The organism is Allobaculum sp. (assembly GCF_047010065.1).
Lineage (GTDB): Bacteria > Bacillota_I > Bacilli_A > Erysipelotrichales > Erysipelotrichaceae > Allobaculum > Allobaculum fili.
Genome location: NZ_JBKXLD010000010.1, coordinates 1 through 23,642 on the forward strand (window position 1 = coordinate 1; position 23,642 = coordinate 23,642).

Genomic DNA, 23,642 nt, shown 5'->3' on the forward strand with positions numbered 1-23,642 from the left:
ACGTGGCATAAGTGGTCTCCTTGTATAAATTTGTCAGGCTCAAGCTGATTGTATCCGTCTGATGCCTTGATGGAATTTACACAAAAGACCTTACACTCTCGAAAAATGCGGTGGATATGTACAATGCCGCTCAGTTTTATGAAGAGCGGGGAAAGCTGTACACCGCGCTCTCCTGGATCGATCTGGCTCTGGATCATATTGGCGCCAGTCGAGCGCAGTCTCTTCCTGCTTCGCTTCTGGAAAGCGGTATTCCAGTTCAATTTGAGGAAGTGCTGTGGGATACCGCCGGACGGATTCTTAAAAAGCTCGAAGACTGCGACGCCGCCTGCCGAAGTCTGGAAACAGGGGTCAGTCTGACCCGCATTCATTCTGAACAGGAAATTGCAAACTATCCGGGACACCATCCGACGGCGCTTCTGGCCCATCTGGCGCTGTGCTATCTGGAAGCCGGTGCGCCCCAAAAAGCGGATCAGGCGATGGAGGAAGCCTGCCAAAGCGCTGTGAAATACCTCTCCCATACGGATTTATCCCCCGCGCAGCTCGAAGACTGGCTGGACATGACGGATCTGCTGCGAGATGCCATATGGGATTCCAAAAATGAAGCGCTTCGACGGTCTGTGTTTCAGCTCCTGATCGATCTGCATGCGCAGGCCATCCAGATCCACCCGGATGAAACCACGTACAGAAACTATGCAGAAAGCTGGATGGATCTTGCGCGAATCGATTATTTCAGCCGTCCGGAAGACAGTCTTATTGCCTGGAAAGAAGCTCTGAACATCTGGATGCGCTTTGATCCGGAAACTCTCCATCCCCTGAAGGAAGACAAACTGTCTTTGATTCATCATGAAATAGCAAGCCTTTATCTGCAGCAGGAAAATCATTCGCAGGCCTGTGCCCATGCCTTACAGTCCATCAAACACGGTAAAACCGCGTCTTCTCTTGGTCTGCCGCTAAACAGCCAGTGCAGCTGGCCCGATTCCTTTTCTCTGGCCGCCCGTGCCTGTTCTGCTTTGCAGGAGTATGAAAAAGCCCGTCAGTTCTGCGAAGACGGACTGAAATGGATGGAGAGTCTGACGTGCGGACCGTTTGATCTTAAGGACAAAGATGCCGCCGAGTTCTGGAACACCTGGCGTGTACTGGAAAAAGAATTTGCGTCCATTTGTCTGCATTTCCAAAATCCGCAGGCATTTCTCACCTCGTTTCAAAAACTCAGCACCCAGTTTTCCCGTCTGGCTGCCCCTGAGGAGGAGTATTCCGCACTCGAGCTGATGGATACGCTGGTCATCGCTCTGAAGGATTTTTCACTCACCTCGTATGAACTCGAATCGCAAAGCTGCGAAATTCTGATCTGCCTTGCTCTGTGCTGCACACCAAACGGCAAAGAGATGCGTACCGCGGCGCGTCTCTTTGAAATCTGGATGGCAGATGCAGAAGCCATCCACAATTCTCTGCCGGACAAAACATGGAAAATTCCGCTTGCCTGTCTGAAAGTCCATTTTTACGAAAGTGTCTATGCCAGAAAATCCGACAATACGATTTTTCATTATTATCTGCTGGCTCTGTTTCGCTGCGGAACAGCATATCAGGCTTGTCATCAGGACGAAGCAGCCTTCAAGGTATTCAAAACAATCGATCCGCTCTGCACGCAGTTTACGAAAAGCGGGGGCATTCTGAAAAAAGACGAGTGGGACTACTGGTATGCGGCCTTCGCCCAGCTCGGTCATATCGCCAGGTACTTGAACGATCGAACCCGTGCCCTCCTGTATTACCGGCGTTCTATGCTTCTGGCCGCCCATAAGCTCAACCTCTTTCCCTGCAGCATCAACATTCTCCAAATGGTGAAAGCCAGCGAATTTACGTTAGGCATGTATTACAGCAATCGCCAGTATAAAGAGGCGAAAGCTCTGTTTGATCAAATTGAGCCGTTTTTGATGGAAACGCCCGTTCCAGAGGATGACCCAGAAGATAAGCCAGAGATTGTGCGCAAGCTTAAGCTTCTTCTTTGCGTTGGTATCGTGCTCACGAAAGCCGTAACCGAGGACAAAACGGATATTCTTCGCTATGAAAATCGCCTCAATGATCTGAAAAGCATGACGGACTAAAGCGTAAAGCCGGCTTTGTGAAATAACCGCATTCCGCCATCCTCCTCCAGACCGTTGACACGTACGACAAAAAGGACCGGCTGAACATGCATATTCACATTTCTGCCGGCCCTTTCTCATTTTTTCTTTTCTTTGGATTTCAGTTCGTTTTCGTTCGATCGAGAACCGAATCGCCATAACTCCATTCGTAGCCGATCGTCTGCATGCGGCTGACCGGCTCATTGCGAATCATGGAAATCAGCGTCTTTGCGGCAAGCACTCCGGCTTCTTCGTTTTTAAACCGAATGGACGTGAGCGCCGGCGTAAGAAGCTGACCGGCTTCATAGCCGCCAAACCCGATCAGGGAAACATCTTCCGGAACGTGAAGTCCCCGTTCACTGAGCGATTTGTACGCGGCCAGACAGATTTTATCGGTCGCGCAGATCATCATCGTCGGAACGTGTTCATCGAGAATGCGGTCGCAGGCTTCTTTGGCTTCTTCATAGGAAAAGGACGTTTCCACAAAAGCAAAGCTTTTCATCTCGTCCCCTTCCTGCTTCAGGCCATCCTGTACGCCCTGTTTACGGGTAACGCCAACGGCCTGATCGTTTGGGGAGACGCCAACGTAGACGACATCGTCATGGCCCATCTTTCGGGCGTATCGGCCGGCATCCCGACCTGCGCGGTAATCGTCGTAAACGACCGAAACGCCGCTTTCAAATTCCTGGCCCATGACCAGAAACGGAACATTGCTCGATTTCTGCAGGCTTTCCAGCTTTTCATCGATGGTCGTGGCAATGAGAATGACGCCATCCAGTTTCAGCGAGCGCATGTATTCGATAGCGGAAATTTCACGTTCGCGATGATGATGGGCGGTCATGATAATGCAGCTGTAGCCTTCTGCACGCAGCGTTTCATCAATGACCGTCAGCTGACGCCCCGTGACGGTACTCGTCATCGTCGGCGCGATAATACCGATCGTATGCGACTCCTTAGAGCGCAGATTCTGGGCAGCCACGCTCGGCTCGAATCCGGTCCTGCGAACGACCGCCGAAATTTTTGAACGGGCGTCCTCGCTGACATAGCCGTGGTTGAAATAGCGCGAAACGGTACTTTTCCCGACCCCCGCCGCTTTGGCAATATCTGCCATCGTCAGTTTTTCCATATTCCTGCCTCCCGGAGCTGCTGCCTTTTCAGGTGCTTCCTGTCTTGCTTCTCTATTCGTTTCGCCGCATAAGGCGGCGATCGATTCAGGCTGTTTCTGCCTTACCTTTGCGTTTCATTTTCCTCACGCAGGCCAGTCAATGCAACTCTTCGTGCATCCATACCGCTCTGTACCGATCGATGCCAATCTATACCCGCCCATCCGAGGGGAACCGCTCAGAACGCTGCTTTGCGTCCGCTGGCTTCCAGAAAGGCGTTGACTTCCGCTGCCGCAGGCATCGCGGGAATGGCGCCGGGCTTCTGAACGGTCAGGGCTGCGCAGGCGTTGGCGTTTTCCAGCATCTGTCCAAGCGTTTTCGAATCGAGCTGACCCGGTTCGATTGGACTTCTGGCAATCTGCTCCAGGAAAGATCCCCAGAACGAGTCGCCGGCTCCGTTGGTATCGGCCAGCTGACTTTTAAATCCGCCGGCGCGTACGACGAAATCTTTTGTCGCCGCCAGGGCGCCGTCCTTGCCCAGGGTGATGACCGCAATCGTTACGCCCTGCTCGACGAGCGCTCTGGCGGCTTCTTCCGGGTCGGCCTTTCCGGTAAGCAGCTCCGTTTCCTCATCGGAAATCTTCATCAGATCCGCCGAAGAAATCAGGCTGCGCATTTTTTCAATCGCTGTTTCTTCATCGGGCCACAGACTGGCGCGATAGTTTGGATCGTAGCTGATCAGGGCGCCGCATTTTTTCGCAAAGTCGATTGCCTGAAGCGTTGTGCTGCAGGCAGGTTCGGCGGTCAGAGAAAGCGAGCCAACATGAAAGATTTTCGCCTGCTGCAGCTCGTTCAGATCGAGCTCTTCAAAACAGATTTGCGTATCCGCACCCGGTTTGCGGGCAAAGGAAAATTCCCGCTCGCCGTTTTCGTCTACGGATACGAAAGCGAGGGTGGTGAAATGCTCCGGATCTTCGATCAGGTTTCGTGTGGAAATGCCCTCCTGATCCAGAACCGTTTTGAGCAGACGGCCGTGCATGTCCAGACCGACTTTTCCCATGAAAGCGACCTGTCCGCCAAGACGGCTGACCTGCACGCAGACATTGCCTGGAGCTCCTCCGGGGTACTGGGCAAAGACGTTCATATTCTGGCTGTTTACACCCTGCATGGTGAAATCAATCAGAATTTCGCCCAGGGCTGTCACATCGATTGTTTTTACGGATTGAGTCATACCGGTTTCCTCTGTTTGGTTTCTCTTTCTCTTTCTTGTTCTTTTTCTTGTTCTTGTTTACTTCAGGACAGACCATCCTGCACACGCTCGCCGTCTGCAGCCTCAGGCTCTGGCGATTTCAAACGAGGCAAGGGGAGTAATTATGGCCTTCATGCGCACGTCCGCTTTCAGACTGCGATCTTCGGGCGCATCGTAAAGTCTTGTAGTAAAAGCAACCTGGCCATGATTGATGAAAATCTCCACGGATGACGTATCGGAGAAGATCGTGATTTGGCGCACGTCCGGACAGTACGCATGGCGTGTCGTGCGGCCAAGACCGCTTTGATGGAGTTCAAGTCTGACAACACCATTATGCCCCGAGAGCGTCAGATCGTGACGCAGCGAAATGGACCAGTCTTTCTGATCGTTTTCCAATTCGATCAGACAGACGCGATCATCCAGTCTGGCCGCCTTTCCCGGTTCGAGTTCAAGGCTTCTGGACGATTCGTTTTGCGCGAGCTGGAACATTTCTTCAATGGGGTACTGGTAAATCTGACCGTCTTTCCAGGTCAGTTCTCTAGGCAGCGTCAGCGCGTGCTGCCAGTTCGATTTTGCTTCCCGGTTGGTATACTCCACATCCGGAATACCCATCCAGCCAATCAGAATGCGCCGGCCGTTTTCATCGACAAACGTCTGCGGGGCGTAAAAATCAAAGCCATGATCCAGAGCCCGGAATTCGCCGGCGATCCAGCTTCCCTTTTTGTCTGGGTTTTTCTCAAGCTGGAAATATCCAGAAGGGTACAGGTTTTCGTATTCGTATCCCTTTTGGGGCGCTCCCTGCAGACAGGTGAGCAGCAGCGCAGCTTTGTCGAGTTCCAGAAAATCCGGACATTCCCACATATAGCCGTAGTCTTCTTTCCCCTCGATCGTTCCGGAAAGCGTCCAGTTTTTCAGGTCTTTACTCGTATAGAGCAAAGCCATGCCCTGATCCTGACGGGTGCGGGCACCAAGGATCATCCGGTAGCCGTCCTGGTCTTTCCAGACTTTCGGATCGCGCACATGACAGCTCATGTTTTTGGGATAGTCTTCGTTTTTGAGCAGCACCTGCTTGTTTTCCAGAAGCGTTCCGTCTGTGGATTCCGTCATGCACGTCCAGTGCTGACGGCCTTCATAAATGTAGTCATGCTCGCCGGGCAGCTTTCGGTTGCCAGTATAAAAGCAGCGAATTTTTCCATCGTCGCAAACCAGCGCGCTTCCAGAGTAGGCACCGCCTTCATCGAGCAGGCTGTCCGGAAAAAGCGGCACCGGCTGTTCTGTGTAGTGAATCCAGTCTTTCGTGGTGCAGTGGCCCCAGCCTTTTGCGGTGTTTCCAGCCGCGCTTTCGGGGGCGAACTGATAGTAAATATGGTTGATGCCGTCTTTTTCGCAGAGCCCGTTGGGGTCGTTGAGCCATCCGACGGGAGGCATGATATGAAAGCAAAGGCGATCCGGGCTATTGGCGGCCTCGGATCGCTTTGTCTCTGTCATCGCCTGCGAAAAACGGTTCTGTACAGAGTAGTTCACGGATTTTTATTCTCCTTTTTTCGTTTCCATCACGGCGTCGCCAGCCTGAACCTGACCGTACGGTCTGGCTTCAAAGGCGACTTTGTTTGTGAAGATGACCGGAGTCTGAATGGAAAGCCCGGCGGCGCGGATCGCATCGAGATCGGCTTCGATCATGAGATCGCCGGCTTTCAGTTTCTGACCGTTTTCCACGTGAGCGGTAAACGGCTTTCCATCCAGCGAAACGGTGTCCATGCCGATGTGAATCAGAATTTCTGCACCGTCATCGGTTTTCAGACCGATGGCATGCTTAGTCGGAAACAGCATGACGACTTCGCAGTCAGCCGGCGCGTAAAAGCGTCCGTTTTCCGGTTCAATCAGAATGCCGTCACCCATGGCTCTGGATGCGAAGACCGCATCGCTGCAGTCGCTGACCGGAGCGGTTTTGCCGGAAACCGGCGCGCACAGGATGTGCTTGGCTGCCTGGGTTTTGATCTGTGCAGGTGCTGCTTCTTTTGCGGGAGCAGCGGTTTCGATTGTTCTGGTTTCGTTTTCTTTTTCATTCTGGCTTTCGATCGTTTTGGAAGCCGCTTTTTTCTTTTTGAAGGAAAAGCCGCCTTTGTTTTCTCCGGTTTCGCCTTCTGGATGTTTTTTCATGAAGTAAACCGTAAGCAGGAAAGATACAGCCATGGAAATGGCGATGCCGATAAAGAAGTTCAGCCAGCTTTCCGGACGGATCGAAATGAATCCCGGAATACCCGCGGTACCTAAGGCAATGGCCAGCGTATGCGTACCGGCAATCCAGGCAGAGCCGACTGCGGAGCCGATGATGGCCGCGATGAACGGATAGCGAAGTTTCAGGGTGACACCGAACATGGCCGGTTCAGTAATGCCAAGCAGTGCGGAAATACCAGAAGCGGTGCAGAGGGATTTCATCTTTTCGTTTTTCGTCATGACCAGAACCGCAAGAACGGCTGCGCCCTGCGCAACGTTGCTCATCGAAGCGGTCGGGAAGATGAAGGAGCCGCCTGTAGTTTCCGCGGCTGCGATCAGCTGGGTTTCAATTGCGATAAAGGAATGATGCATGCCGGTCATGGTGATCGGCGCGTAAAGCAGACCGAAGATGGCGCCGCCGATAAAGCCGAGGGTGGAATAGAGCCAGCTCAGTCCGTAAGCGAGCCAGTCACCGGCTGTACGCATAACGGGTCCGACAATCGTGAATGTCAGCAGAGCGGTAATGAGAAGCGAAAGCATCGGTGTGGAAAGGTTGTCGAGCCAGCTTGGGGTGTGCTTATGCAGGAACTTTTCGATCGTGGCCAGAATCCAGGAAACAGCCAGCACGGGAAGAACGGTACCCTGATAGCCGATCGACTGCACTTCCAGGCCCAGGATGTTCCAGAACGGAAGCGTGTCTACCGAAGCGATGCTATAGGCATTGAGCAGGTCCGGATGAACCATGACCATGCCGATCGCTGCCCCCAGATACGGGTTGCCGCCAAACTTTTTCACAGCGGAGAAGCCAAGCAGAACAGGAAGGAACGTGAACGGTGCGCTTGCGCACATGTTAATGAACGAGGCGAGGCCCGCGAACTGCGGCGCCATGTCGATGAGCGACTTGCCCGGGGCGAACAGGCCGACGGCGGTCAGTACGTTGTTGATTCCCATCAGAAGACCGCCGGCGACGATCGCCGGAATGATCGGAACGAAGATATCAGAGAGACCTTTGACTGCACGGGTCAGCCAGCTGCCCTCCTTGCTCTTCGGTTCTTCGCTGACCGCCCCTCCGTTCAGACCGGTCTGTTTGAGAACTTCCGCGGTAACCAGGTTTACGGTTCCGCTTCCGAGAATGACCTGCTGCTGGTCGTTGGCAAGGAAAATGCCTTTGACCTGGTCGACGTCTTCGAGCTTTTTCTCGTCGACTTTACTGTAGTCCTTCAGGCGCAGACGCAGGCGCGTCGCGCAGTGCATTGCTGAGATGATGTTGTCTTTGCCGCCGACATTTTCAATAATGTCCGCTGCGATCTTTGCGTAATCCATTTTTCCCTTTCTCCATTTTCTCTTTTGGCCGGCCTGTCTGCCGGCTTGTTTATACTTGAAGTTTATTGTGGTATCGATTCCATGTCAACGGTTTTACAAAAATATGGAACCGATTTCACACGAATATAAAAAAATAGAGTATTTCCATATTTTCGGCTGTTTTTCGCCTTTTATTGATGCTTTCACCAGAAATCACCGATATGGTTTCGATACCATATATTGATCGAAAAAACGGGATGTCTGGGACAAAGAAAAAGCCCGCACACATCGTCAGCAGGGATGCATGCGGGCTTTTTCGCCCTGCGCTGCAGATTTCTGGTTTTTCCGCTGGAAAGTGCCAGATTCTAGAGCGCGGTAAGAAATGTGATCAGGCCAAGAAAGATTCCCGGCACGTTGGCCAGTACGAGCGGCCATTGTTTCGGCTTGATCATCAAACCGTAAACCGTCCAGATCACACAGTTAATGCAGGCGCAAAGCGGCTGGATCCAGGTGCCTTTTACGCCATGCACATTATTGAGGATCTGCGAAATGTAGGAAACATACATGAGAATCGAAAGAAAGCTTCCCACATAGCCAAGAATTTTGATCTGTTTCTGCGTCATTTCTTTTGGCGTCCTGTTCCCGTTCTCGAAACAGGATCTTCTCCTTTCCCTTTCTAAGTTCAAAGGCGAAATATTTCCCTTCCGAACAGCGTCCATCCCTTGACGAACGGCTGTTCCGTATCCGCCACGGATCCAAGTATAAAATTTCTGCCGCTTTCTTTCTTCTCATGTACTCAAAGCGCTTTCTTTTCATATAGCGCTCGAGCCCCTCTTTTGACATACCCGTAAAAAGAAGGCAGCCGGATCGGATCGGCTGCCTCCTGGTTAAAGCTGTCTTTTCCTTTGGGGCGTCCTGGAAAGCCTGCGCTTTCAACGACGTCTTTTAGTTCTTGAGCGCTTCAAGGTTTTCGCTTGTGGCTTCCAGTCGAAGATCGAGTGCTGCCGCATTGAGTGCTTTTGCGGCATCATCAATTTCTTTTTGCGCCTTCGCGCCATCCCGAACCGTCTTTGCCGCGCTCAGGGCATCGGTAAAGGCCTTTTTGGTCTGTGCGGAGCTGCCGAAGTCGTCAAGATGCGCATTTACGCCATTCGAATACGTAATCGCCTGATCGATCACCTGTACATAGAGCCACTTGGCAAACAGCTCGATCGAGCCGGTCACTCTGGAGCTGAAGTCATAAGCCGAAGTCAGAGCTGCATCGGTAAACCAGCCCGCAAAGCGGTGATCCGCTTTCGTTGGAGCCAGGGCCGGAGCCGTAAATACCGCATCCGGTGCGTAAGCGACCGTCTGGGCTGCAACGCTGCTGCCGCCATTGGAATCAAAGGTCAGCGTATAGCGTTTGGCCGTCCACTTCGCGTAAAGGGTAACGTTGCCCGCTGCAGCTGTGCTGAAGCTGTACGACGTCTTCAGGCCTTCATCGGCGTACCAGCCGCCAAAGTCGTAATGCGCTTTTGTCGGATCCGCCGGTTTTATAAACTTCGCATCTTCTGTATACGCAGCCGTCTGGGAAGCTGACCAGCAGGACTTTGGTTTACAAGCGCACAATTTGACTTCATGGCCTGTCATGTTTGAAAGATGAGACTGTCCTTCTTCTTCGCAAAGCGGTTCTTCGATACAATTTCGTGGAACGAAAGCGCCTGAACGTTTTAATGGAATCAGGCAAGAGAATGAGGTGATGCTTTGTTTGAACTGATCGCATGTCTTCCCTTTCTGATCGGCCTGATTTTTCTGGTCTGCGTCCTGCTCGTTGAGCCGCGCAGTGTGTGGAGCGGCATAAGTCTGCTGACGTTTGTCGGCCTGAGCGGAATCAGCGCGGCTTTGCTGGTGTTTCGCTATTCGGCGGAACTGACTGCGAAAGCGCCCTGGCTGGTGACTCTTCTCATCCTGATCGCCGTTGTGGTCATCCTCTTCCTTCTGGTCTTTCCGCTGCTGCTGGCGGGCATCCTTTTTGTCGAAGGCATTCGCCTGATCCGTCGGGAAGGACTTTCACTTACCAACTGTCTTTCCATCGGTTTTTCCATCTTCATCCTGCTGGTCCTCTTTGTTTTCCCTGTACTGCTGCAGGCTGCGAACAATATCATTCTGGATTTTTTCTACGCGATGGCCACAGTCGTCGTTGGATACCTTTCCTTCCTGCTGGCGATTTACGTGCTCTCTTCCTGGATCAACCTGATTCATTTTCGAAATAAGAATCGTTTTGATCAGATCGTCGTTCTTGGCTCCGGCTTGTTCGGAACGACCGTACCGCCGCTGCTGGCGGCTCGAATCGATGCGGGAATTGCTCTTCAGCAGAAAAATCCTGGCGCGCTGCTGATTCTTTCGGGCGGTCAGGGACCGGGCGAAGACGTTCCGGAAGGTGCGGCGATGAAAATCTATGCCCTCGAACATGGCGCGGATCCGCTGCATACCGTCAGCGAAGAACGCTCCCGAAACACGCTGGAAAACCTGACGCTTTCCCGCCTGCTGTTTCAGGAAGAGGAAAAGCGCGGCAACACAGCCATTGTCACAACCCGCTACCACGTGTTCCGGGCCCTGCTGCTTGGAAAATCGATCGGCCTTCCCTGTCTGGGATACGGTTCGAAAACCAAGTGGTATTTCACGCTCAACGCCATGCTTCGCGAGTTCATCGCCTACTTGTATGAAACCCGCAAGCGGCAGATGAAAATCATTTTCTGTCTGCTTCTGCCCTTTCTGTTCGTCGTACTCATGACTCTGATTTTTGCCTGATCCTGATTATTCCAGGAAGAGCATTGCCTTTAGCGCAGAAAGAACCCGTCTCAAAGCGGGCGGCACTGGTCTTCCAATTCAAACGGAACGCTATGGAAAAAGGCGGCAGGTCTTCACGTTTTGTGAAGGTCTGCCGCCTTTTGCTTATCTTCTGGTTTTAAGAATTCACGTTTTGCGCTCCGCCTGCGCTGGCGAAGCTATACATACAGAGTCTGGAGTTACGCGTTATTCTTTGCCTTTTTCTCTTCCAGTGAAGACCAGCTTTCCAGACCAAACATCGGCTCAGCGCTCTTGATGGCGTCGACGATCGCTTCGCTGAGCGCTTTAATGGCCACAACAGACACCGCTGTCAGGTCCATCGGCACCTGATTGGTCGTCATCGTAAATACGGTATCGCCGTCGTTTGGCGTATGTACAGGACGAATGGTCCGGGCCAGCGCGTTCTGACACATGCCGGCGAGTTTGGTCATCTCCGCCTGGTTGAGATCGGCGTTGGTGATCACCGCGCAGATAGTCGTATTCATGCCTTCCATGGACTGCGTCATCCTATTCAGTACTGCGTCTTCGGTATTGATTTCCATACCGGCCGCACGATTATAAATTCCTGCAAGACGATTTTTCGAGTCGGGTTCAAAGACATCGCCGCACGCGTTGACCGCTGCGATCGCGCCGACTTTCAGTGCGCCGATCTGACAGGCGCACGAACCGATACCGGATTTCATCGCATTTTCAAAGCCCATAAGCTTGCCGACACTGGCACCCGTTCCGGCTCCATAGCAGCCGCTTTTCCATTCTGGGTGTTCACTGTTTTTTGCGGCTTCATAGCCCATCGCTTTATCGGGGTAGGCATCCGGCGATCCGCAGGGCAGATCGAACAGCGAAGCCTGACATACGATCGGAACGACCAGTCCCTTCATGCCAAAGCCGGCGCCTTTTTCTTTCAGATACTGCATGACACCCGAAGAGCTTTCGAGTCCAAAGGCGCTGCCGCCGGAAAGAACGACGGCGTTGATCTTCTGCACCATGTTTTTGGGATCAAGCAGATCCGTCTCACGGGTTGCCGGCCCGCCGCCGCGCACATCCACGGCTGCCGTTGCGCCTTCCATGGATAAAATGCAGGTTACGCCAGTTCCCTGCTGGCGATCCTGAGCCTGACCGATTTGAAAGCCGTCAAGATCCGTAATTGGAATTTTCTTCATCATATTGTCCTTACTCTATTCTGTTTTCTCAGGCAAAGCCTGATTTTGAACGGTCTGCCGCAAAAGGAGACAGACTTTCTTTCCTTCATTATAGAAAATCCCGCCGGTTTTAATGTTCACCTTTGGGATTGTCTGTGTTTCTGGTGCATCCTCTATCCGATTGCTCAAAAGCAGAATCTGGCCTGGATTGCCCTTTCCTTTTTGTGTTTCTGTATTTTCGTGATTGCGATTTTTGCTTCTTTGTACTTTTCGTTTGTTTTGAATACGTGTTCTCTACTCATGCAAAGAGGAGATATGAATGGTCGGCTTTGGCGCGAAGACGGTTGCATGGGAAGGAACATCCTCGCTCACGACCGCGCCCGCCTGAATCTTTACATGATCCCCGATCGAAATATCGCCGATCAGCACCGCTCCGGCCCCGATCAGACAGTGATCCCCGATCACCGGCGCTTTTCCCTTGCTTTCGCCGATCGTTACATTTTGATAAATCCAGCATTCTTCCCCGATCTTTGCGTAGCGGGAAATATAAATGCCATGCAGACCGTGCGGAAGTCTTGGCCGCGAAGCAAACCAGGTGTCCTTGCCAATGTAGCCGCCATGCTTTCGCGCACTTCGATTCAGAAAAAACGTATAAAAATCCCTTTTCCATCCGCTTTGCGTATTCTGGCGGTGAAAGAAAACCTTCCAGTAGGTTTCCATTAAGTCCCCTTTGGACCAGGTAAGTATATCTGTACGGATTGCCACAAAGCCGTCCCCCTTAGTATTTGAAAAGGCCTGATTTTGCCTTTTTGACTCTCTGTTCTGCCCTGTTCTTTTTGTCCCCTTAAGCCAGAACGCTGGCTGCCTAACCGGGCAGTCGATGCGAGTGCAATCCGATACTAACAGAGGCAAAAGATGCGGGCAAGAACCGGAATACGCACAGACAAAACGATTGTCCCCAACCCGAAGAAATACACAGATCCTCTCCGGCATCTTCCCAGAACGATCTGTGTCTCCGTTTATGAATTTCTCTGTTTTCGCTTTTGGATCTTCGAATCCATTGTTCGATATTTCTTCAATGAACACGTGCAAACCCGCTTATTTCGGCTTCGCCAGTTTATCCTCGTAAGATTTCCGATGCAGCTGCAACCGCAGCCGCAATTCGCGGTGTTTTTCACTGGCCGATCCATCGGGGTCTGCGATGGGAAAGGCATGGTCCTCCCTTTTAAAAACCTGGTTGAACTGGATTTGCAGGCGGCGTTTGCAGCCGGATTGAAGCAAATATGGGGCCAGATCTTCCCGTACAGATCCATATAAATACAGATCATAAATGCAGGTCATAAATGCAGGTCCGCAATAAATAAAGATTCGTATTTGAACAGCGAAACAGGCCTATGGCGATTCAGAGCCCTGTTTTGCGCAGCCCCTGATTCAGAAAGGAGAATCGGTACCCGGCAGGGGAGACGATGGCCTGGAAAATCCATTCCGTCTGAGTATCCGGATCCGATTGGATTTTATGTATACGAAAGCCGCGTTTTGTCCACGGTTTTCATTCTGGAAAACCGGTCTGCTTTTCTTACAGTAATCGTTTTCTATTTTTTGGGAAAGTGTGTATACAAAAAAACAAAACAAAAAGCGTCGCAGGAAAAATGCCTAAGATTAAGCTGATTCTTCCCGTTTTACCTGTCAGAACCGCAGGCAGTGCTTCAAACTTTCGGGCGATTTCATGGAGCGACTCTGCAGATTCAGACGCAGGAAACGGAAAACTCAACAACACAGGAAAAGGAAGAAAACATGAAAAAACTGAAAAACCGGTTTGCATCTGCCTTTCTGGCTGCAGCACTGACTGTAACCGGAGCGCCTCTGCAGCTTCTTGCACAGGATCAGGCTAGCCCGCTGGCCGATGAAAATGCAGTCGTACTTGACTTGAACGAGAAAACAGTCGCTCGCTACAGTTCCGTACGCATCACCTTTACTGCAGAGACCTCTCACACGTACAAGATTCAGAAAAAAAATTCGTCAGGCGCGTTTGAAGATCTTGACGGAGCATCCGCTCTGACGACGGGCAGCTTTATTGATGAAAAGGCCGGAACAGGTACTGCACCGACGTATAAGATCGTCGACGTGACCAATCCGGATCAGCCGCAGGAAACGGCGGAATTTACAAGCGTAAAAACAGGCCTTGAAGCTCTGGCCGCCGTCAGTACTCTGGCATGGACCGACCCGAAGTCGGATGGACAGGCCACGGTTTTTGATGGAACCAATACGGTGCAGATGGATGCACAGACGGTTGCTAAAGTGGCAGCCCTGAATGAGGGTACAGTAATTGCCAAGGTTCAGCTCAGCTCGGATGCAGTCGCAACGCAAAGCGGAGCATTCCTTGGAATCAAATCCGGAACCAGCAACCGGTATTTCGGCTACCGGAGCAGCAGTGCTACTTCACTGCCTTTTGCTTTCGGCTACGAACTGACCGATACAAACAAGATCACCTGTCTGGGTTCCAACACGAATAACTGGAGCCTGCAGGCAGGCGAGAACGGTCACACAGTCGTTTACCGCGCGCCGGCGGATTGCGTTGCCGATCGTCTGACCTACTTCTATGACGGCGCGGACGGTCTGATCAACGCCTCTTATCCTAATATTTTCAAAGACGAGAAATTTAATGGCTTCTTAACAAAGACCACACCGATGGATGCAATTTCCATTGGAGGCGTAACGGACGCCAATGGAAGCAGCACGGCTTTCCCGTGGAAGGGAACGATCAATTACGTTCTGATTACTTCAGAACTGCTCTCTCAGTCGGAGTGTGCAGCGGTTTCGCAGGCAAATGCAGATATCCAAGCCGATCAAATTCCGGATCTGAGCGAGAAAACGGATGGAGAACAGCTGCAGATTGATGAAGCTCTGCATACGCGCTACTCGACAGTCCGCATTTCCTTTACACCAGAAGCCGGCCATACCTATCGGATTCAGAAAAAGAATGAAGACGGCACATTCTCTGATCTTGCCGATGCTGGAGCACTGACAGCCGGCAGCTTCATTGATGTGAATGCAGGTCTCGGCAAAACAGTTACGTATAAAATTATCGACAACGATACGAAACAGGAAACGGCAGAGCTTACCAGCAAAGAAACGGGCCTGAAATCTCTTGCGGAAAGCAGCACGCTTTGCTGGATCGATCCGAAAACCGGAGGAACCAGTACCGTATTTGACGGAACGAATGTTGTTTCCGTAGATGCAGCAGCAGCCGCTAAACTTGCAGCCATGACCGAAGGAACCGTGATCGCAAGAGCCAAACACTCTTCCGATCTGAGCTCAGCGGGCGGCGCATTTCTTGGCATGAAGTCCGGCAGCGCAGACCGGTTCTTCGGATATCGCAACAATAAGAATAACCAGGCAGTATTCGGCTATGAACTGACAGACAGCAACAAATGCCAGTGCATGGGAACAAATGCCAGCAACTGGGATCTTGCAGCCGGCGACAATGCGCATACGGTCATTTACCGTGCCCCGGCTGACTGTCTGAATAACCGTCTGACCTATTTCTACGATGGAGCAGACGGGCTAACCGGTGCGACAAACCCGAATACATTTAAAAACGCCAGTTTTAATGGCTTTCTGACCAAAACCACACCGATGGATACTGTAGCAATCGGCGGCGTCAAAGATGCCAGCGGAAATGTAAGCAAAGCCTGGAAAGGCGAGATTGACTACGTCCTTGTCACATCCGAACTTCTGACCGAAGCAGAATGTGCAGCTCTTTCAGCAGCCAATGAAAACATTGACTCTGATAGTACGGTTGATCCGACACCGGATCCCGTAAAAGTTGAATGTACAGTCAAAGGCGGCGTCTTCAAAAATACGATTACCTGGAACGGCGGCGGAACCGCAAAGATCACCCGTGATGGCAAGGTTGTTGCCGAAGCAGCTGTTTCTCCATATAAGGACGTTCCTGAGCAATCCGGTTCCCATACGTACAGCATTGAAGTGACGACCGATGGAAAAACCGATGAATTCTCCCATGCCGTCAGCACCGGACTGGAAGAAACTTCCGTCCTGTATCACGACTTCAAAAAAGACACCGGAACAAATCCAACCGTCTTTGACGGAACACGTCTGCCCTATAACTTCCTTGAAAGTGCAGATGAGGATCTGAAAACCCGTGTTGGAAATATCGGAAGCGGTGCAGTCGTCATTCGTTTCAAATCCAATACGACTGCCAATCCATACAACCTGTTCTTTGCTCATAAAGCCGGCGTTTACGCTCAGGCGGCATGGCCGGCAGACAACGCAGTCGGCGCTATTGAAGGCCGCGTGCAGGCAAGCAAGAAAGCACGCTTTGACTTAACCGGAGGCGCTAAAGCTGAGTTAGGATCGGTTGCTGATGGACAGTGGCATACGATCGCCTTCTCCAGTGCAGATGCCGATCACCTGGGCGAAGCCGATACCTTCTGCGTGACACTCGATGGATCAAAAGTCTTCAGCTATCCAAATAACTCGTCTTTTGCAGGTCTGTTTACCCGGCTTGGCGGCGCTGCAGATGAAGTTCTGATCGGCGGTGTTCGCAAAGCAGCAGGCACAGACACATCGTCTTTTGCGGGACTTTTCAATGGTGAAATCGACTATGCAGCCGTTGTAGACGAACCGCTCTCCAATGAAGAGCTCATCGAACTGACAAAAGCGGATGAAGCCCCTTTAACGAAAAATCAGCTGTTTGATACCTCCGGAAATAAGCACTGGGTAGCTGTCGGCGGCGGCCTGGCTTCCGCTGGAAACGATATCCTTGGCTACAACGAAACCTACTACAAACTGTTCCATCTGAACATCAGTCTCGACCACAATGCCAACGGCGGATACGACCTGGCCAACTTCAACCGCCAGCGCTATGTCATCAACCGTTCCATTCCAGGCAACACGATCAAAACTATCGATGAACAGTACGATTCTCTGATCAATAAATATGGCCCGCGTTCTGTCCTGCTCATGCTCGATGGCAACGAATCTCTGAGCGACCAGCAGATCAAAGACAGTCTGAAATCGATCCTGACAAAGAATATTGAAGCCAAACGCTTCACCCTGCTTCAGATTCCGCCTGTAAAAGGGGACGCTTCCAGAGATCTGAAAGCTCTTGTCGATGCAGTGATTGCAGCAGACTTCTCAACATACGGCGATTCCATCGTCGTAGTGGATCACGAAGCCCTGTTCAAGGCTGCCGGCGAGGATGAAAAATCCTTCGATGCAAACGGTAACCTGAACGCCAGAGGTCATCTGCTGATCTGCAACCAGCTTGGTGCAGCTGTCGGTGTCGGCGATATGGGAACAGCCAATCTGAATACGCTCAGCAAGTATTCCTTCACACCGCTGGCTCCGCTTAAAGAAGAAACGCCGGTCTTCACCGTCACTTCCAATTCCGTGCAGGCTTCCATTCAGGCAGACGGAACCTACTATGGCGTTCTGGAAGTGAATGGTCAGAAAACGAAAAAGGCGTTTGCGAATAAGGCAGTTGTCTTCAATGGTCTGAACCCAGAGACCGCATTTGATTTCACGATCGTCAATGCGGATGGCGCTGTTGTTTACAAGAAGAAAACCGGTACGACCGGAACATCTGCAGTTACGGATGCAAAAGATTACGATCAGCTGACCGACCTGCAGAAACTGGTCAAGCAGTATACGACCCGGGAGCAGCAGACGACCTGGCTGTTTGTTGGCGACTCGATCACTCATGGTGTTTATACAGACGGCTTTACCGGCGTTCCGGATGTCTTCGAACGCTACGTCCATGACGATCTGAATCGTCCAAATGACGTTGTCATCAACGGAGCTATTTCGAATGCTGATTTTGGTTCTTACTTTACGCACAAAGATGAGCGCTACGATCGCTGGAAAGAGGAAGCGGACGTTGTCATCTGCATGCTCGGTACCAACGATGGAGCCTATGGTCCATCAGAAGGAAACCACTGGCTCTACACGGACTACAAACAACATCTCTCGGATGCCGTAAAAGAGTGGAAAGCAGACGGTAAAGTTGTCGTTCTGCGCGTTCCGCCGAAAATTGTCAACCAGGCGCATGCCGGACATATCGGACGCAATGACGATATCCACAGATGGGTAAAAGAAGTTGCCGAAGAACAGGGATGCATTCTGGTCGACCACTTCGATCTGTTTGATGAAAAACAGAAATCCGATGAAAAATCGATTACCTCCACCGGCTTCTGGTTCAACCATTCCGGCGGAAAAGACGGCATTCACCCCGTAGGTCCTGGTCAGATTGCCATGGCTAAACAGGTGATTCAGGAAATGGGTATCTTCGACAGCAATTCCCGGATTGCCCGTCAGGATATGGTCGAACCTATTACATCCTCTGAATCGATCAAGAACACGAAACTGGTTCTGGATACCGAACACAAGACCGTCAGCTATAACCTCAGCGCACTCGAAACAGAACTTGGCAAGACTGTAGGTGAAGCGGAACTGACCATTACAAAAGGCTCAACAACAATCTCGAAGAAGCTGATCCGCAAAGACGCATCGTCTTTAGGCACGATTTCTGTTGATCTGCAGGATCTTTCCGGAAATGTACAGGCTTCTGTTACGATTCGGACCACGGATTCCTGGAACGGAAGCACCTATACCGACCAGACTGTCGCAAAACAAACGCTGACTCTGAGTGAAGAACCTGTCGTAACGTTCGATCTGAAAGCCCTCCAAAAAGCTTACGATGATGCACTCGCACTGGCTGCCAAACAGGATACCCTCCTGCCGCAGCAGTGGAAGACGTATCTCACGCAGAAAGCCAGTGCAGGCAAAGCAGCACTCGACAATCCCGCAGATACCTTCAGTTCGCAGGCGGAAGTAGATGATTCTGCCGAGCGTCTTGCGTATGCGGTATCCTTGGCGACAAGCGCATCGAATGCCTATAAAACACTGGATGCGAACAAAGCTCTTGACCTCTCCGGCTATACCGATGAAACAGCTTCCGCCTATACGGCCGCCAGAAAAGCTCTGGAAGACTGCATGGCTGCCTCCATTACTGGTCAGGGACCGGACTATGCCTCAAAGGCGCAGATCGACAGCCTGCTCACGAGCTATACCGAAGCAAAAGCAGCTCTTGAAGAAAAACCGGCTCAACCGACAGTGGATACAACCGCTTTGCGTATGCTGCTTTCGGATATTGGAGAGATTGATCTGAGCGAGTACCGCAATCCGAACGAGATCCACACCCGCTTTAATACGGCCCTGCAAACCGCAAAAAATGCGCTCACCTCGAACTCGCAGACCGTCATTGATAATGCGGTGAAAAACCTCCACACGCTCTGGCTTGAAATGCGTCTGAACCCTGAAGCTGAAAAACTGAAATCGTCTTCCATCTGAAAATGCGTATGTTCTGTTCCGTTTCAAATCTGAAAATGGCAGATTCCCGTAAAAAATGCAGGGATAAGTCCAGGTAAAAGCTTCAGGAAACAGACAGAGGATACAGCACCCTTCAGCTGAACTGAAGCTGTGCAAAGAGCGGATCTGTACTGGAAAAATCCAGCAGATCCGCTCTTTTTCAGACGTTCTAAATTTTTTAAGGGTTTAATCTCGGCGAGTTTTCCAAAAAGCTTGCAGGGATTAAACCCTCATTTTCGTTTCAAGGCAACCTGGACTGTCCTTTCGCTCCTTTGTATCCTTTCTCAAAGGGATCCTGTCTCAACGCGAGCCGGTTTCATGCGGGCACGGTGCGATTTCAAAGTCGCCGCCGGATCGGGTATTCCTTCGCGCTGTTCTTAATCTGCTGCACAATTTCGTTTCAATTCTCGATTCTCGATTTTCGAATACGTCAGGCAGCGATCGTTTGTTCGCACTTTTCCGTTCTTCACGTCTGCGTCATCGGCCGTCTTAGCGATTTGGCAAAAATTACCGATTTTCTAAACCCGCTGACGGCACTTCTGGCGAACGCATTCTGCTCCTTAACCTGGCAGGGGGTAAGCGGCGGGAGAAGGCCAGACACCCCACCGGCGGCATCCGCCTTAGTCCTCTTAAAAAAAACAGACGAAAACTCGCTCATGATAGTTCGCATTTCAAGGGCATCCATAAGATCGCCGCGGATCCGCAGCAGAAACGGACGGAATTTCTGCTCCTTTCTCCACGTTTTGAAGCGGGAATTACCACTTTGTTCACCGTCTGGATCCAGTCCATCTGCCTCGATTTCTTTTTCCTTCGACCCCTTTCATTTCGCAAGTATACCCGCGTAAAAAACAGCTGCTTTAAAAAGAATGAAGCACGCATTCGTTCCGCTCCAGTCGAAGTTTTCTCATCCCGCAAAAGCCGCCTGGGCTTTCGAAATTCTCTGGGAACTTGCTAAATACAGGCGGCTTTTAGACTTTGACTTTTTTTCGGATTCTGAGCGATATCCTCTGGAACTGGCTTTATTTGGATTGATTCTGTTTTTCAATCGCGTGGATTTCGGCGGCAATTTTGTCGACCTGCTCCATTTCCTCTGGAGTAAGCGAGGGCGTTTCCAGCGCCTTGAGATTTTTGAGAATCTGTTCGGGCTTGCTGGCGCCGATCAGAACGGACGTAACGCCTTCCTTGTCGAGCAGCCAGCGCAGCGCGAGCGCGGAAAGCTCACAGCCTTTTTTCTTCGCCAGTTCGTTGAGCTCGCGAAGCTTTTCGACTTTGGCTTCGGGCAGATCGGACTCATGCAGGAAGCGGCCGTCGGTACGAATGCGGCTGTCAGCGGGAATGCCGTTGAGATAGCGGTCGGTCAGCTGACCTTTCGCCAGCGGGGAGAACGTAATCATGCCTTTGTTCAGTTCGTTGCTGGCTGCGAGCGCGCCGTTGGTTTCCACGGTGCGGTCAAGAATCGAGTAGCGGTTCTGGTTGATGACGTAGGGCACTTTCAGCTCATCGAGAATGGCGCATGCCTTTTTGAGCGTTTCGCCATCGTAGTTGGACAAGCCAGCGTACAGCGCCTTGCCGGCGCGAACAGCCTGGGCGAGGGCCCCCATCGTTTCTTCAAGCGGGGTATTCGGGTCCATGCGGTGATGGTAGAAAATGTCGACGTAGTTGAGACCCATGCGGGCCAGCGACTGATCGAGACTGGCCAGCAGGTATTTGCGGGAACCCCAGTTTCCGTACGGGCCGTCCCACATTTCGTAGCCGGCTTTTGTCGAAATGATCAGCTCATCGCGATAGGGCATGAGTTCTTCCTTGAGAATGCGGCCAAAATACTTTTCAGCGGCACCAGGTTCGGGTCCGTAGTTGTTGGCCAGATCGAAATGGGTAATGCCGTGATCAAAGGCGGTAAGGATCATCTTCTTCATGTTTTCATACGAAGAATGGTCGGAAAAGTTCTGCCATAGGCCCAGCGAGAGGGTGGGAAGCAGAAGACCGGAATTGCCGCAGCGGCGGTATTCCATTTGTTTATAACGGTCTGGATTTGCGATGTACATATACGTTTTTCCTTTCAATATATTATGGGCGGTATAGTTACGATCCGGATTTTGATCCGGATCGGCGAAACGAAGCGGGAAACCGGGCCTTTGCCTCTTTTCCGGCTTCGATCTGCCTTTCGTACACAAGCTGCGGTGCATTTTTATCACCGGCAATCTTCTGTACGTTCCGGTTTCAGAATAGCATTTCACCACACTCTGCGCCGGATATATCTTTTGGCTTGCGGGCAGCAGGCGGATGCGTCCATCCGCCTGTCGGGCATGTTTGGAGGCGTATCGGATCCGAATAGTTTTTTCATCTTTGATCAGCATAGGACTTTCTAAAGTCCTGATCTTTTATTTTCACGCAGACAGCTTGCCTTACGAACGGGTCTGCTTTTTTTACAGGCGGTCTGTTCACAGGCTGTAAACACCGCACCGACTATATAAACAAAGAAAAAGTTCAGCAGATGCAAGCGGTTTCAGCCTATTTTTTGCGGAAATTTGTGAAAGTTGTTTCCGTGAGATTGGAAATTATTTTCATCTATCTATAATTGAAATAAATTTTTATGGAGGAGAACAATGAAAAAATTTCTCACAGTTCTTACCGCCGGTGCAATGGGTCTTTCCCTTGCTGCCTGCTCCTCTCAGCCAGCGCCATCCGCTTCTGAGACGTCGGGCACAAAGACTTCCGCTTCTGAGACGTCGGGTACAAAGACTTCCGCTACCGGTGAGCGGGTGACTCTGGCCAAGGAAAATGATGCGATCTCCCTGGACAGCAGCTACGCAACAGACGGCATGTCTTTTGAGATGATCGCTGCTTCCGTTGAAGGCCTCGAAACGATGGACAAAGACGGAAATGCCGTTCCTGGCATTGCGGAATCTTATGAGCTTTCCGATGACGGTCTGACCTACACGTTCCATCTGCGCGACGCAAACTGGGATAACGGAACACCGGTTACGGCCAACGATTTTGTATTTGCATGGAATTACACCGCAGCAAACCCGAAAGCCGAATACGCTTACCTGTTTACTGCAGACGGTGCCTGCGTAGAAAATGCAGAAGCCATTGTCTATGACGGCGAAACCGACAAGAAGCTCGGCATTAAGGCCGTTGACGACAAGACCTTTGAAGTCAAGCTTTCCACGAAGTGCCCGTACTTCCTTTCGCTGATGACATTCCCGGTATTCTACCCGATCAACCAGGAATTCTTTGAAGCGCAGGGCGACAATTACGGTCTGACCGCGGACAACCTGCTGGCCAACGGTCCATACAAGCTGACGCAGTGGACCAAGGGTTCTTCCCTCTCCTTTGACAAGAACGAATCCTACTGGGATGCCGAAAACGTCAAAGTTGCCGGAATCGACGTCAACATCGTTCCGGAAGCGTCTACTTCCGCACTGAGCTTTGAAAACGGACAGACCGACTTCACCAAGCTCAACTCCACGCTCGTTGACAAATACAAGGATTCCCCAAGCTACACCACGTACCTCGAAGGCTACCTCTGGTACCTCCAGTACAACCTCAACAATGAATACCTGAAAAACGAAAACCTGCGCAAAGCCATCGCTACCGTCATCGACCGTACCGACCTTTGCGACAACGTCCTCAAGGACGGTTCCATTGCGATCGGCGGCTTCGTTCCGGAAGCCTTCGCCGCTGGACCTGACGGCAAGGACTACACCGATGGTGCCAAGAAGTTCTACGAAGAAGTCGGCGATGACGGTCTGAAAGCCGCAGAAGAATACTGGAACAAAGCCAAGGAAGAACTCGGCGTTGATTCCATCAGCCTGCGTCTGCTCTACGAGCCATCCGATCCCGCCAAACCGGCTGCTGAATTCATTCAGTCCGAAATTCAGAAACTCCCGGGTCTGACGATCGAAATGGTCAGCCAGGAAAAAGAAAACCGCATTGAACCCCAGAAAGCCCGCGACTTTGACATCGTTCTGACTCGCTGGGGTCCGGACTATGCCGACCCGACCACGTATCTTAACCTGATGGTTACAGGCAATTCCTACAACTACGGCGATTACTCGAGCCCGGAATACGATGCGATGATTCAGGATGCAGCCAACGCAGCAACTCCTGAAGAACGCTGGGAACTTCTCCACAAGGCAGAAGAACTGCTGATGGAAGATTCCCCAGTTGTTGGTATCTTCCAGGTCGGTGGTGCAAGCCTTGTAAACCAGAAAGTTACCGGCATTGAAGCCCATTCCTTCGGCGTTCCTTATATTTATAAGAACCTTGCCAAAACGGAATAACCGCTTTC

Annotated in this window: 13 protein-coding genes; 4 read left to right on the forward strand and 9 right to left on the reverse strand. The window is 51.4% G+C overall.

Annotation, left to right across the window (positions count from 1 at the left end):
- The first annotated feature begins 116 nt into the window (after positions 1–116).
- On the forward strand, positions 117–2,102 hold the full coding sequence (locus tag ACLUYS_RS01735; RefSeq protein WP_412658795.1) for a hypothetical protein: 1,986 nt from the start codon (positions 117–119) through the stop codon (positions 2,100–2,102).
- A 139-nt stretch (positions 2,103–2,241) separates the two neighbouring features.
- On the opposite strand, the gene ACLUYS_RS01740 is transcribed toward ACLUYS_RS01735, so the two are convergent.
- The 6 genes from ACLUYS_RS01740 to ACLUYS_RS01765 form a co-directional block, all read right to left on the reverse strand.
- Complete coding sequence (locus ACLUYS_RS01740; RefSeq protein ID WP_230266581.1) at positions 2,242–3,246, reverse strand: LacI family DNA-binding transcriptional regulator; 1,005 nt, start codon at positions 3,244–3,246, stop codon at positions 2,242–2,244.
- Between the two features lie 215 nt (positions 3,247–3,461).
- On the reverse strand, positions 3,462–4,454 hold the full coding sequence (locus tag ACLUYS_RS01745) for a carbohydrate kinase family protein (protein ID WP_288338781.1): 993 nt from the start codon (positions 4,452–4,454) through the stop codon (positions 3,462–3,464).
- Positions 4,455–4,556: 102 nt separating this feature from the next.
- Positions 4,557–5,996, reverse strand: coding sequence for a glycoside hydrolase family 32 protein (locus ACLUYS_RS01750; protein ID WP_288338782.1), 1,440 nt, complete (start codon positions 5,994–5,996; stop codon positions 4,557–4,559).
- 6 nt (positions 5,997–6,002) lie between these two features.
- The gene (locus tag ACLUYS_RS01755) at positions 6,003–8,012 is read right to left on the reverse strand and encodes a sucrose-specific PTS transporter subunit IIBC (protein ID WP_230266578.1); all 2,010 of its coding nucleotides are present in this window, start codon (positions 8,010–8,012) and stop codon (positions 6,003–6,005) included.
- A gap of 344 nt (positions 8,013–8,356) precedes the next feature.
- Complete coding sequence (locus ACLUYS_RS01760) at positions 8,357–8,614, reverse strand: SemiSWEET family transporter (RefSeq protein WP_230266577.1); 258 nt, start codon at positions 8,612–8,614, stop codon at positions 8,357–8,359.
- A 322-nt stretch (positions 8,615–8,936) separates the two neighbouring features.
- Positions 8,937–9,599, reverse strand: a complete 663-nt coding sequence (locus ACLUYS_RS01765) for an InlB B-repeat-containing protein (RefSeq protein WP_412658799.1) — start codon at positions 9,597–9,599, stop codon at positions 8,937–8,939.
- Between the two features lie 135 nt (positions 9,600–9,734).
- Between ACLUYS_RS01765 and ACLUYS_RS01770 the strand changes: the two genes are divergently transcribed.
- Positions 9,735–10,781, forward strand: a complete 1,047-nt coding sequence (locus tag ACLUYS_RS01770; protein WP_230266575.1) for a YdcF family protein — start codon at positions 9,735–9,737, stop codon at positions 10,779–10,781.
- 218 nt (positions 10,782–10,999) lie between these two features.
- On the opposite strand, the gene ACLUYS_RS01775 is transcribed toward ACLUYS_RS01770, so the two are convergent.
- A complete protein-coding gene (locus tag ACLUYS_RS01775; RefSeq protein WP_288338806.1) occupies positions 11,000–11,980 on the reverse strand; it encodes a P1 family peptidase in 981 nt (326 codons plus the stop codon).
- 273 nt (positions 11,981–12,253) lie between these two features.
- A complete protein-coding gene (locus tag ACLUYS_RS01780; RefSeq protein WP_288338785.1) occupies positions 12,254–12,679 on the reverse strand; it encodes a serine acetyltransferase in 426 nt (141 codons plus the stop codon).
- Between the two features lie 1,074 nt (positions 12,680–13,753).
- On the opposite strand from ACLUYS_RS01780, the gene ACLUYS_RS01785 reads away from it, so the two are divergent.
- A complete protein-coding gene (locus ACLUYS_RS01785; RefSeq protein WP_412658801.1) occupies positions 13,754–19,330 on the forward strand; it encodes an SGNH/GDSL hydrolase family protein in 5,577 nt (1,858 codons plus the stop codon).
- Positions 19,331–20,367: 1,037 nt separating this feature from the next.
- Here ACLUYS_RS01785 and ACLUYS_RS01790 read toward each other — a convergent pair.
- A complete protein-coding gene (locus ACLUYS_RS01790; RefSeq protein ID WP_230266571.1) occupies positions 20,368–21,393 on the reverse strand; it encodes an aldo/keto reductase in 1,026 nt (341 codons plus the stop codon).
- A 561-nt stretch (positions 21,394–21,954) separates the two neighbouring features.
- Here ACLUYS_RS01790 and ACLUYS_RS01795 point away from each other — a divergent pair.
- Positions 21,955–23,634 carry a peptide ABC transporter substrate-binding protein gene (locus ACLUYS_RS01795; RefSeq protein WP_412658803.1) on the forward strand — a complete coding sequence of 560 codons (1,680 nt, stop codon included), beginning with the start codon at positions 21,955–21,957 and terminating at the stop codon, positions 23,632–23,634.
- Positions 23,635–23,642: the final 8 nt, after the last annotated feature.